The sequence below is a fragment of the Robertmurraya mesotrionivorans genome, from assembly GCF_050971805.1.
GTDB lineage: Bacteria > Bacillota > Bacilli > Bacillales > Cytobacillaceae > Robertmurraya_A.
Map to the genome: position 1 here is coordinate 664,128 of NZ_JBPCCH010000001.1, position 13,047 is coordinate 677,174.

12 protein-coding genes are annotated in these 13,047 nt (G+C 37.3%); all 12 read left to right on the forward strand.

From position 1 onward, the window contains the following. Position 1: 1 nt before the first annotated feature. The 12 genes from bshA (at position 2) to asnS (ending at position 13,046) form a co-directional block, all read left to right on the forward strand. Positions 2-1,162 (forward strand): N-acetyl-alpha-D-glucosaminyl L-malate synthase BshA, encoded by a 1,161-nt coding sequence (gene bshA, locus ACRX5O_RS03400; RefSeq protein ID WP_433904607.1) that lies wholly within the window; start codon positions 2-4, stop codon positions 1,160-1,162. Further along, positions 1,146-2,345, forward strand: coding sequence for a CCA tRNA nucleotidyltransferase (locus ACRX5O_RS03405; RefSeq protein ID WP_433904608.1), 1,200 nt, complete (start codon positions 1,146-1,148; stop codon positions 2,343-2,345). Before bshA ends, ACRX5O_RS03405 begins: the two co-directional genes overlap by 17 nt. Continuing rightward, positions 2,330-3,310, forward strand: coding sequence for a biotin--[acetyl-CoA-carboxylase] ligase (locus ACRX5O_RS03410; protein ID WP_433904609.1), 981 nt, complete (start codon positions 2,330-2,332; stop codon positions 3,308-3,310). Before ACRX5O_RS03405 ends, ACRX5O_RS03410 begins: the two co-directional genes overlap by 16 nt. Positions 3,311-3,553: 243 nt before the next feature. Next, positions 3,554-4,390, forward strand: a complete 837-nt coding sequence (gene panB, locus ACRX5O_RS03415) for a 3-methyl-2-oxobutanoate hydroxymethyltransferase (RefSeq protein ID WP_433904610.1) — start codon at positions 3,554-3,556, stop codon at positions 4,388-4,390. Beyond that, positions 4,387-5,232 (forward strand): pantoate--beta-alanine ligase, encoded by an 846-nt coding sequence (gene panC / locus ACRX5O_RS03420; protein ID WP_433904611.1) that lies wholly within the window; start codon positions 4,387-4,389, stop codon positions 5,230-5,232. The genes panB and panC overlap by 4 nt, the downstream gene beginning before the upstream one ends. Before the next feature lie 30 nt (positions 5,233-5,262). After that, a complete protein-coding gene (gene panD, locus ACRX5O_RS03425) occupies positions 5,263-5,646 on the forward strand; it encodes an aspartate 1-decarboxylase (RefSeq protein WP_119708924.1) in 384 nt (127 codons plus the stop codon). A 118-nt stretch (positions 5,647-5,764) separates the two neighbouring features. Continuing rightward, complete coding sequence (dinG, locus tag ACRX5O_RS03430) at positions 5,765-8,563, forward strand: ATP-dependent DNA helicase DinG (RefSeq protein WP_433904612.1); 2,799 nt, start codon at positions 5,765-5,767, stop codon at positions 8,561-8,563. A gap of 76 nt (positions 8,564-8,639) precedes the next feature. Beyond that, entirely contained in the window at positions 8,640-9,494 is an 855-nt protein-coding gene (locus ACRX5O_RS03435) for a ComEC/Rec2 family competence protein (protein ID WP_433904613.1), read from the forward strand. A gap of 179 nt (positions 9,495-9,673) precedes the next feature. After that, positions 9,674-9,844 (forward strand): YpmA family protein, encoded by a 171-nt coding sequence (locus ACRX5O_RS03440; RefSeq protein WP_119708921.1) that lies wholly within the window; start codon positions 9,674-9,676, stop codon positions 9,842-9,844. 15 nt (positions 9,845-9,859) lie between these two features. Continuing rightward, the gene (locus ACRX5O_RS03445) at positions 9,860-10,333 is read left to right on the forward strand and encodes a cell wall elongation regulator TseB-like domain-containing protein (protein ID WP_433904614.1); all 474 of its coding nucleotides are present in this window, start codon (positions 9,860-9,862) and stop codon (positions 10,331-10,333) included. 18 nt (positions 10,334-10,351) lie between these two features. Continuing rightward, the gene (locus ACRX5O_RS03450; RefSeq protein ID WP_433904615.1) at positions 10,352-11,542 is read left to right on the forward strand and encodes a pyridoxal phosphate-dependent aminotransferase; all 1,191 of its coding nucleotides are present in this window, start codon (positions 10,352-10,354) and stop codon (positions 11,540-11,542) included. Between the two features lie 208 nt (positions 11,543-11,750). Then, the gene (asnS, locus tag ACRX5O_RS03455) at positions 11,751-13,046 is read left to right on the forward strand and encodes an asparagine--tRNA ligase (protein WP_433904616.1); all 1,296 of its coding nucleotides are present in this window, start codon (positions 11,751-11,753) and stop codon (positions 13,044-13,046) included. The last annotated feature ends 1 nt before the right edge of the window (position 13,047 follow it).

Genomic DNA, 13,047 nt, shown 5'->3' on the forward strand with positions numbered 1-13,047 from the left:
AATGAATAAAAAAATGAAAATAGGTATTACCTGTTATCCAACAGTAGGGGGCTCTGGAGTCATTGCTACCGAGCTTGGGAAGATGTTGGCAGAAAATGGGCACGAGATTCATTTCATTTCTTCGAGCCTCCCATTTCGGTTAAATAGGATGTACCATAATGTGTATTACCATCAAGTAGAGGTAAATCAATACTCGGTCTTTCAATATCCGCCCTATGATATTGCTCTAGCTAGTAAAATGGCGGAGGTTATTAACCGTGAAGAGTTGGACCTTCTTCATGTTCATTATGCGATTCCGCACGCTGTTTGTGCCATTTTAGCAAAGCAAATGAGTGGAAGAGATGTTAAGATTGTAACCACGCTACACGGTACCGATATTACTGTTTTGGGGTATGATCCTTCATTAACGGATGCCATTCGATTTGGAATTGAAAAATCAGATATTGTTACAGCTGTGTCTAAATCCTTAATTAGTCAGACATACGACCTGATAAATCCTGATAAAATAATCGAAACGGTTTATAACTTTATTGATGAACGAGTCTATAAAAGATCAGACTCCTCTCATCTAAAAGACGAGTATGGAATACTTCCAGAAGAAAAGGTAATCATTCATGTATCTAATTTTAGACCAGTGAAAAGGGTCCAGGATGTTGTTCGTACATTTGAGAAGATTACAAAAGGAATTCCAGCTAAGCTATTGCTTGTAGGCGATGGACCAGAAATGACAGTCGTTTGTAAACTAGTTAAAAAGCTAAATATCGAAGACAAAGTGTTGTTTCTAGGGAAACAAGATAGCGTAGAGGAGCTATATTCAATTAGTGACCTCATGCTTTTATTATCTGAAAAAGAAAGCTTTGGATTAGTTGCATTAGAAGCAATGGCTTGCGGCGTCCCATGTATCGGAACTAATGTAGGGGGCATCCCTGAAGTTATCGACCATGGTCTAAGTGGATATATTTGTGAACTTGGAGACATTGAGGATATGTCTGAAAAAGCAATTGATCTTTTACAAAATTCGGTGAAGCATCAGCAATTCTCAGAAGCTTCTGTGAAGCTTGTAAGAGAGAAATTCCAAGCGACGACAATCGTTAAGCAATACGAAGACTTATATAAAAGTTTATTGCAAAGCGGTGAACAACCATATGAAAGAACCATTTAAGTCAGCGATTCCAGTCCTTGAGTTAATTGAAAAGGCTGGGTTTAAAGCATACTTTGTGGGAGGCTCTGTGCGTGATTATTTACTTGGTCTTCCAATCAATGATATTGATATTGCATCATCTGCGACACCAAGTGAAATTAAAGAGATATTTCCAAAAACAATTGACCTTGGGATTGAACATGGAACGGTCATGGTTCTATACAATAACCATTCGTATGAAATTACGACCTTTCGCTCTGAGTCAGATTATGTAGATTTTCGGAGGCCAGCTTCCGTAACTTTTATTCGATCCATTGAAGAAGACCTTGCAAGGCGTGATTTTACGATGAATGCTGTGGCGATGAATCGTTTTGGGGAGATACTTGATCCTTTTGGAGGAAAAATAGATATCGAAGCTAAAACAATTCGTACCGTAGGAATGGCCAGTGAGCGCTTTTCAGAGGATGCGCTTCGCATGCTAAGAGGAATCAGATTTGTTAGCAAGCTTGCTTTTGTATTAGATCCTGATACATATCAAGGAATAAAGGATAATAAACACTTACTTTCTCATATTGCGGTTGAAAGGATTGCAGCTGAATTAGATAAACTGCTTAGTGGAGCTCATACGTCTCAAGGAATTCAATTGCTTATAGAAACGGAAATACATAAATACATACCGGGGTTACTTGATAAAAAAGAAGCATTGTTGCAGCTATCCCAACTGCCGATTCAATCATTATTCATTGATGAAAAATGGGCTTTATTTTCACATCTTATACAAAAAGGTGAAAAAGAAATTAAACAATTCTTTATCGGATTGAGATTCTCAAATAAAAGAGTTCAACAGATTGCTTATTTGTCGAAATGGTTAAGTGAACGCTCAAGAAATAGGTGGTCAATCGAGTCCGTATATGCTTCTGGAAAAGAGACGGCGCTTCAAGTGGAGAAGATTTACCAAGCTTACCAAAGTAAGGTTGATCCCCTTGCATTTGACAACCTCCAGACAATCATTAAAGCTCTGCCTATTCATTCTTTAGCGGATGTAAATGTATCAGGATCGGACCTAATTGAATGGAAACAGAAAAATGCAGGACCATGGGTGAAGGATGTACTTAAGGAAATTGAAGCAGAAATTCTACATGGTAAACTTGAGAATAAAAATGAGGTTATAAAAGAGTGGGTGACAAAATGCAGTCTGAATTAAGAAAAAAGCTTCTTGAGGCATTTACGAACTCCGAGCAAGAGTATGTTTCTGGACAGTACTTAGCAGATGTAATGGGTTGTTCTAGAACAGCTGTATGGAAGCATATTGAGGATCTAAGAAAAGAAGGCTTTGAATTAGAGGCGGTTAGGAAAAAGGGATATAAAATCTTAAACTTGCCAAAGAGTATTTCAGCTGATCGCGTACAATTAGGGTTAAAGACAGAGTTTATCGGTAAAGTCATTCATTATGAAGAAACGGTTGATTCTACTCAAAAGATAGCTCATTTGTTATCACATGAAGGGGCGGTAGAAGGGACCGTTGTGATTGCTGAGGAACAAAAAGGCGGAAGAGGAAGAATGGATCGTGTGTGGCATTCACCAAAATCTACGGGAATTTGGATGAGCCTTATTTTAAGACCGAAAATACCCATTCAAAGAGCACCACAGCTTACTTTACTTACTGCTGTAGCAATTGTACAAGCAATTGAAGAAACAACTACTTTAACTCCGCAAATTAAATGGCCGAATGATATATTAATTGAGCAAAAAAAAGTGACAGGGATTTTAACTGAACTTCAGGCAGACGCGGACCGAATTATTTCGGTTATTATCGGAATGGGTTTGAACATTAATCAAACGGAAGATGATTTTCCACCTGAACTTCGTGAAATTGCTACTTCCTTACGTGTAAAGGAAGGGAAGGAACTTGACAGAGCTGAATTAATAAAAGTTATTTTCCAAAAGTTTGAAACGCTATACATGATTTTTTTGGATAAAGGATTTTATCCTATTAAGTTATTATGGGAAAGCTATGCAATAAGCATCGGAAAAGAAATCACAGCAAGAACCTTGAATGGTTCGATTAGTGGAAAAGCACTTGGAATTACCGATGAGGGTGTGCTGAAGGTAGAAGATGATTTAGGTGAAATACATCATATTTATTCCGCAGACATAGAACTTCACTAATTTGTAAATAGATAATTTAAATGGATTTTGCTATAATTTGAAGCGTCGGGCAGTATCCACGGTGAACTGCACCATTTGTGTATATACAAAATTGTATAAGTAGTCTGCCTAGATCCAAAAATGGACCGGGACAGAGGGATAAACAAAACATCAACATTTCCAGGGATCCTTCTGTGTATTTTTAGGATTCCTTTTTATATTGTAATCAAATGTTTTGTTCCTCTCCGGGAAAGGAGAATGTATATGAAACAGTTGAATGATTTTAGAAGTATGAAAAAAAATGGTGAGAAAATCGTTATGTTAACCGCGTACGATTATCCTTCAGCCAAGCAAGCAGAAGGTTGCGAAGTAGACATGATTCTTGTTGGTGATTCATTAGGGATGGTTGTGTTAGGGTATGATTCAACGATTCCAGTGACAACGGCTGATATGATTCACCACAGTAAAGCGGTAAGACGAGGAGCTTCCAATACTTTTACAGTTGTCGACATGCCTTTTATGAGCTATCATTTATCCGTCCGAGATACATTAATAACTGGCGCAAAAATGATTCAAGAAACCGGAGCACAGGCTCTAAAGCTTGAAGGTGCAGATGGGGTACTTGAGCATATTCAAGCCTTAACTAATGCAGGGATTCCTGTTTGTGCACATTTGGGTCTAACTCCTCAGTCAGTAGCTGTGTTAGGTGGTTACAAGGTTCAAGGGAAGGATGCTCAAGCAGCACAAAAATTAATTCAAGACGCGAAGCTTTGTGAAGAAGCTGGTGCATTCATGCTTGTTTTAGAGTGTGTGCCAAAGCAACTGGCACGGGAAATCACGAAGCAATTATCTATACCGGTCATTGGGATTGGTGCAGGTGTGGAGGTAGATGGTCAAGTTCTTGTCTATCATGATGTAGTCACTTACGGTGTGAATAGAGTTCCGAAATTTGTAAAGACATATGGAAATATGGATGAGGTAGCTACTAAAGGAATTTCAGCTTATGTATCTGAGGTAAAGAGCAGTCAATTCCCTTCAGATGATCAAAGCTTTTCGATGAAAGAAGAAGAGTTAAAGGGTCTGTATGGAGGAGAAAGATGAAAGTAATCACTTCAATTTCACAAATGCAAAAAGAAGTTCAATCGCTAAAAAATGACAAGCTTTCAATCGGTTATGTCCCTACCATGGGCTACCTTCACGAGGGTCATGTCCGTTTAGTAAAGAAAGCAAGAGAAGAAAATGATATTGTAATTATGAGTATATTTGTCAATCCATTACAGTTTGGACCGAATGAGGACCTTGATGCTTATCCGCGGGATTTTGACCGCGATAGTGAAATAGCTAAAAATGAAAAGGTAGATTATATTTTTTACCCATCAGTTGAAGAAATGTATCCATCGAAGCCTTCTGTTACACTTGTTGTTCAAAAGAGGGTTGATGTACTTTGTGGAAGCTCAAGACCTGGCCATTTTGATGGAGTTGCAACCGTATTAGCTAAGCTTTTCCATATTATACAGCCAACTCGTGCGTATTTTGGTATGAAGGATGCACAGCAGGTAGCAGTTGTTGATGGGTTAATTACCGATTTGCATTTCCCAATTGAATTAATTCCTGTAGAAACTGTAAGGGAAGAGGACGGTTTAGCAAAGAGCTCCCGCAATGTTAGATTAACCTCTAAAGAGCGAGAGGAAGCATCTGTCCTTTATAAAAGCTTAAAAGAAGCGGAAAAACAAATCCGTGCAGGGGAAAGAGATATTGATGTAATTATTTCAAACATGAAAAATACGATAAGTAAGAATTCATCAGGAGCGGTTGATTATATAGAGATCTATTCTTATCCAGAACTGGAAAACCTAGAGGTTCTAGAAGGGAAAATCATCATCGCTCTTGCAGTGAAGTTTACGAATGCTCGCTTAATAGATAATCTTGTGTTCACTATATAGATAACGATAAGAAGGAGAGGAGAAATGACTATGTTTCGTACGATGATGAACGGGAAGATCCATCGCGCAAGAGTTACGGAAGCGAATTTAAATTATGTAGGAAGCATCACCATTGATACAGATATTTTAGATGCTGTAGGTATGGTTGCTAATGAAAAAGTACAAATTGTGAATAATAATAATGGAGCTAGATTTGAAACATATATTATTCCTGGGACAAGAGGTAGCGGTGTTGTTTGCTTAAATGGAGCAGCAGCCCGATTAGTCCAAGAAGGGGACGTAGTCATCATTATCTCATACGCATTAGTTGCAGAAGATAAGGTTGCCTCCCACGAACCGAAAGTAGCCATTATGAATGAGCAAAATCAAATTGTAGAATTACTTCATGCGGAACCAGAAAGAACGATTCGATAATTCCCCCTTCCACAGGGGGTTTTTTCATAGCCATATTCCATTCAATCAATGGCTTCTACTTTTTCTTTTGGCTAATTTGTGTTACCGTTTGATTGAATGAATGTTCGAGGTGTGACGAATGACAAATCGTTTTGTAGTAGTTGATTTAGAAACCACAGGAAATTCACCAAAAAAAGGGGATAAAATTATTCAATTTGCCGCTGTAGTGGTAGAAAACGGTGAAATTAAAGAAACGTTTTCTTCTTTGGTAAGTTCAGATAAACCCATCCCTCTTTTTATCGAGGAGCTGACTGGTCTTAATAATGACATGTTAAAGGATGCGCCAACCTTCTCTGAGATAGCACCGAAAATTTTACAATTACTAGATGGTGCTTTTTTTGTCGCTCATAATGTTTTATTTGACCTTTCTTTTCTACAGGAAGAGTTAATTCATTCGGGGTATGAAGGATTTTTTGGACCAGTTATTGACACAGTTGAGCTTTCGAGAATTGTCTTTCCTACTGCTGATAGCTTTAAATTAACCGACCTTTCGATTCAAGAGGGGCTAGCACATGATCGCCCACATCAGGCTGATAGTGATGCATATGTAACGGCTGAGCTATTTCTCATTTTAATTAATTTGTTAAAGGATCTTCCTGAACTCACTTTAAGACAACTCTTAAAGCTCGCTGGGGGCTTAAAAAGTGATATCTCCTTGTTACTAGATGAGTATGTACTAGGAAAGTCTAGCGCGAGAGACGTAATCCCTGAAGGACTGGAAATATTTCAAGGTCTTGTTTTGAGGAAGAAAGAAGAGTTAGAAGGTACAGAACATCCTGCAGAGGGAATCTATCCTAGCACGACCGAAGAAAAAGAAACAATGTTTCAAAAGGCATTTAAGGATTATGAGAAGCGAGATGGACAGGTTCAAATGCTCGACCATGTGTATTCAGCTTTCAAAGAGGAGCATCATGCCCTGATCGAAGCTGGAACAGGGGTCGGTAAATCATTGGCTTATTTGTTACCAGCAGCGATATTTGCCAACAACACAAATCATAAAATTGTGGTAAGTACGTACACAACACAGCTTCAAGAACAGTTGCTAACAAAAGATATTCCATTGCTAAAAAAAATGGTAGACTTCCCTCTAGAAGTTGTACTCTTAAAGGGGAGACACCATTATATAAGCTTAGAAAAGTTTCACCAATCCTTATACGAAGAGGAAGATAATTACGACACAAGCTTAACAAAGATGCAAATTTTAGTTTGGCTCACACAAACAATAACAGGTGATTACGAGGAACTGAACTTATCAAGTGGAGGTCTTCTTTACTGGAATCGTATAAAAAATGATAGTTCGTCCTTCGTGAAGGATCGTTCATGGCTTTCTCACGATTTCTATTTTCTCACTAGACAACGAGTAAATGATGCAAAAATTATTATTACAAATCACTCATTGTTAATGGCTGACTTGAATGCAGAAAATAGTATTCTTCCTCCTTTTGAATTTGTCATTATCGATGAAGCCCATCATTTCGAAAAAGCTGTTGGCAAGAGTTTTAATCAATCCATCGATTATTTATCAATAAGAATGCTTTTAAGTCAGTTTGGTAGTACCGATCAAAGGCAAACCTTCTATGAGTTAGAGCAAATCTTTACGAAATTGCATATTGAAGACGACGATCAACTCTTACACTCTTTTCAAATAAATGAAATAATCGTTGAACTTCAGTTTGAATTAGACGACTTATTTAGAGCCATTGCGTTGTTTGTAAAAAAGAACGCAAAAAAAGGAAACCAAAGATTGATTAAAAGAGTGACCCATGATGAATCAGCTAAAGAGTGGCTCTCGACGATTGCTTCTGCGGAGCGATGTCAGTTTTTATTGAAGGATTTACATGAGACCGTATGTAAATGGGTGGATTTTGTAAAAAGCCAACAAATTACGCTTGATTACCATCAAAAAATAACAATGAATGAGGTAATTTCGTTCTTAGATGAGATTGAACAGATTCGAAATCAAATGAAGAATCTTATTATTCATCCTCTACCTTCACATGTTACCTGGATTGAAATGGATGGAAGAGCAACGCAAAATTTAACGTCTATTTATTCTCAACCTGTAATTATTTCTGAGTTTTTAAAGGAACATTTTTTTGATAAGAAAAAAAGTGCGATACTTACTTCTGCTACTATGACAATAAATCAATCATTTGATTATGTTTTGGATTCATTAGGGCTTGGGAAAGAGAATTGTAGTACCCTTCATATTCCTTCTCCTTTTGCCTATAAGGAGCAGGTCCAAGTATTAATTCCGGAAGATTTACCGGAAATAAATAAGGTACCTTTATCAGATTATGTGGCAGCCATTACTGAACATATCATCTCTATTGCAGAAGCAACAAAGGGAAGAATGCTGATACTCTTTACTTCGTATGATATGTTAAAGAAGACATATGATCTAATAAAAGAAAGTGGTCTATTAGATGACTATGTTCTATTTGCTCAAGGAATTACAAGCGGAAGTAGATCGAGACTGACGAGAAATTTTCAGCGGTTTGAAAAATCAATCTTATTAGGAACAAGCAGTTTCTGGGAAGGGATTGATATACCAGGGGAAGCTCTAAGTTGTCTAATTATCGTTCGATTGCCTTTCACACCTCCAGACGACCCAATTGCGGAAGCAAGAGGAGAATTAATACAAGCAAAAGGTCAAAATCCTTTTTCAAAGCATTCATTACCTGAAGCAGTATTACGATTTAAACAAGGTTTTGGAAGGCTAATCAGAAAGAAGACGGATAGAGGGTTTGTGATTATTTTCGATCGAAGAATTGTGACAACCACATACGGGAAAGCCTTTCTAAAATCGATTCCCACCGTTCCAGTAAAAACATTAGACATTAATGAAATGTTAACCATAATAGAAGAATGGCTTTAAATAACATGTCCCCTCTAAATGGATAAATTTTCTTAAACATCACAAACTAAAATTCAGAGTATTAGGGGGGACGAATATGAGTTTTATTTTTACGATCTGCATGATTTTAGCGAATTGGTATTACATACCAGCGGATTCTCCGTTTGTACCTGCTGAAGTAGAAAGCATTGACTTGAACTTAAAAGATGATGAATTAGCCGTTACATTTTTGCCTTTAACAAATGGGGAAGCAACACTTATCCAAAATAGGCAAGGAGAACATATCTTAGTTAATACAGGTCATCAAGATACAGAGGAAGAATTAAAGCGCGTATTAAAGCTATATAAGGTCAGTCATATTTCAACCATCATCTTAACGAGCCCGGAAGAAGGGTATGTTGGTAACTTGAATATGCTTGCTGAATTTTATGATGTAAAGCAGGTCATCACAAGCAAGTCTATAGCAGAAAAAATAGAAACGATAAAAACGGGAAGTAACGAGATTCAGGATATTGGAATACATCTTTGGACTCAGGGTACAAAGCAAATGCTTGTCCAAAATCTTGAAGCAGAAGTTTTATACAATGGTGCTTCTAAAGCAGAAGGCTTGGACCTTTCTTTTACATATAAGAGTAGCCGATTTCTCATTCTTACATCAATGACCGAGGAATCATATCGTAAGTTGTTAAAGTATGATCTTTCAAATGTAAATATCGTCAAAATCCCACAATTTGCGATGGAGAATTCCATAAATGAAAAATTATTAAGACATATGGATCCTCAATTGGCTGTTATATTTCAATCTAAGCATATAGCTCCCCATCAGGATATATTAAAGCTACTTCAAGATATATGGCTTGATGTTCATTACACAAAAATGCACGGAATTCTAACAATTAAATTCACTCCTACGAACTATGAAATCATATCTATTTCCAAGTCAGAGGAATAAAAAAAGTCCGCGCTCATACAGCGCGGGAAAATTGTGTGTGAACTAGAAAAAAATTTAATATCAATCGCTCAAAAGCTGTTATAATGTTTGATAAGAAATAAGCAGTTGCTTAAATATATTGTAACCTTTTCTGAAAAAGCTATTGCTAACAAATATTAGAGAATGGAGTGAAAAATGTAGTGGAAAGTAAAATAGAGGTATTGTCAACTGTAAAGGTTGAGTATACATCAGACCTTTATAAGGTGGTCGATGCCTTAAATCGGACGTTAAAAAGAGAGAATTTAATGTTCGGTTTAGCTCTAGATCAACAAGATAACTCAAAAGCAGTATTTACTATTTATCGTACATAAAGTGGTGCTAAATTTATGAAGAAGTGGTTTTGGATTGCAATAATTGGAGTAATTATCCTCATCGGAATTACGATTAAAATATATTTAAACGCAACTGAGCCAATTGCTGACGCGGAAAGTCGCGCAACAGCAATCGCTAAGGAAGAAACGGAAATAACTGATATTGCGGAATTTTCGCTATACCACGGATCGGATGCGTATTATGTTGTTCAAGGCAGCAACAAAGAAGGGGAAAAGCTGATTGCTTGGATTCCTGAAAAAGGTGGAAAAATAGTGGTCTTACCCGCAGAAGATGGAATCACAAAGTCTGAAGCTATTAATACTTTATCTAATGAAGTATCTCCCGACCAAATTATAGATGTTCGTTTAGGGATGGAAAGGAACAACCCACTATGGGAAATTTACTATCGCTCAAACAACGATAAGATTAACTACTTCTACATTGATTTTGAAACAGGGGAAGAAGTTAGAGAAATAAAGAACTTATAAATTTTGGAGGCAAAGAAAATGGGATTTGCATTAGCGAAAAGAGTAAAGGCATTAACACCATCGACAACTTTAGCAATTACTGCAAAGGCAAAAGCATTAAAGGAAGAAGGCCATGATGTGATTGGATTAGGTGCTGGTGAGCCAGATTTTAATACGCCACAACATATCATTGATGCAGCTGTAGCATCAATGAATGAGGGTCACACAAAGTATACACCTTCTGCAGGATTGCCAAAGCTTTTATCTGCGATTGCGACAAAGTTTAAAGAAGATCAAGGCATTGACTATTCAGCAAAAGAAATCATTGTTACAAATGGAGCAAAACACGCTCTTTATACACTTTTTCAAGTAATCTTAGATGAGGGTGATGAAGTCATCATCCCAACTCCTTATTGGGTAAGCTACCCTGAACAAGTAAAGTTAGCTGGAGGACAACCAGTTTATATCGATGGACTCGAAGAAAATGAGTTTAAAATTACACCTGCTCAATTGTCTGATGCCATTACAGAAAAGACAAAGGCGGTAATTATCAATTCTCCAAGTAATCCAACGGGAATGTTGTATACAGAAAAGGAACTATTCGAGCTAGGTCAAATTTGTTTGCAAAAAAATGTATTAATCGTTTCTGACGAGATTTATGAAAAGCTTGTTTATGGAGAAAATAAACATGTTTCTATTGCTCAACTATCTCCTGAATTAAAAGAACAAACGATCATCATTAATGGCGTGTCGAAGTCACATTCCATGACAGGATGGAGAATTGGATACGCAGCAGGAAATCGTGAAATTATTGCTGCTATGACTAATCTTGCTAGTCATAGTACTTCAAACCCTACGACCACTGCTCAATTTGGTGCAATTGCGGCTTATAACGGTTCTCAGGAACCTGTTGCTGAAATGAAAAAGGCTTTTGAAGAGCGCTTGAACATTATTTTTGAACAGCTATTACAAATCCCAGGCTTTACATGTGTGAAGCCGCAAGGTGCATTTTATCTATACCCAAATGCAAGCAAAGCGGCTCAAGCCTGTGGGTATGATTCTGTAGATGGATTTGTAGAAGGCTTACTTGAGGAGGCAAAGGTTGCCGTTGTTCCAGGTTCTGGCTTCGGAACACCTGATAATATTCGACTCTCTTATGCGACGTCATTAAACCAGTTAGAAGAAGCCATTAAACGTATGAAAACCTTCGTAGAAAGTAAAATGGTCTAATATAGTGAAAACAGAGTGCCTAGGCATTCTGTTTTTTCTTTGATATAAACTTGATAGTCTATATTTCGAAATGTATAATGAGATGGGACTTTATGCATTCAAACGAAGTTTAAACTGTTAAAGAGAAGTTGATACTTACTTATAGGTGTTATAAACAAATATTTTATACATACTTTAGCTTCTTTTTAGATTTTTGGAGGGAATTGTCGTGAATAAAACAACTATTTCACAAGTTCACAAATATGTTGGAGAAGATGTTAAAATTGGTGCTTGGATTGCTAATAAGCGTTCTAGTGGTAAAATAGCTTTCCTTCAGCTTCGCGATGGGACAGGCTTTATACAAGGTGTTGTTGTAAAAGCAGAAGTAGCTGAAGAAGTATTTCAGCAAGCAAAAGGAATCACGCAAGAATCTTCTGTATATGTAACAGGAACGGTACAAAAAGATGAGCGTTCTCCATTCGGGTACGAGCTGCAAGTAAAAGGAATTGATGTGATTCATCAATCGGTTGACTATCCAATTACACCAAAGGAACATGGAACAGAGTTCTTAATGGATAATAGACATCTTTGGTTACGTTCTAAACGTCAGCATGCGGTGATGAAGATTCGTAATGAAATTATTCGAGCTACGTATGAGTTTTTTAATGAGCAAGGATTTGCAAAGGTGGATCCTCCGATTCTAACAGGTAGTGCACCTGAGGGAACAACCGAATTATTTGCAACAAAGTACTTTGACGAGGATGCATATCTTTCACAAAGTGGACAGTTATACATGGAAGCAGCAGCCATGGCGTTAGGAAAGGTATTTTCATTTGGACCTACTTTCCGAGCAGAAAAATCAAAGACTCGCCGACATTTAATTGAGTTTTGGATGATTGAACCTGAAATGGCATTTGTGGAGTTTGAAGAAAACTTAGAAGTTCAAGAACAGTATGTGTCACATATTGTTCAATCTGTTTTGAAAAACTGCCAATTAGAATTGAAGACATTAGGTAGAGATACGGAGAAGCTTGAGAAAATTCAAGCACCTTTCCCTAGAATCAGTTATGATGATGCCATTAAGTTCTTACATGATAAGGGCTTCACAGATATTTCTTGGGGTGATGATTTTGGTGCACCTCATGAAACGGCGATTGCAGAGAGCTATGATAAGCCTGTGTTTATTACCCATTACCCGACAACTTTAAAGCCATTTTATATGCAGCCGCATCCAAACCGTGATGATGTTGTTTTATGTGCAGATTTAATTGCTCCAGAAGGATATGGAGAAATTATCGGTGGGTCAGAGCGTATTCATGATTATGAGCTTTTAAAGCACCGCTTAACGGATCATGGATTAGCTTTAGAAGCTTATGAATGGTACTTACAGTTAAGAGAATTTGGTTCTGTTCCGCATTCAGGATTCGGTCTTGGTTTAGAAAGAACCGTAGCGTGGATAAGTGGCGTCGAGCATGTCAGAGAAACCATTCCATTCCCACGTTTATTAAACCGCTTATACCCTTAAT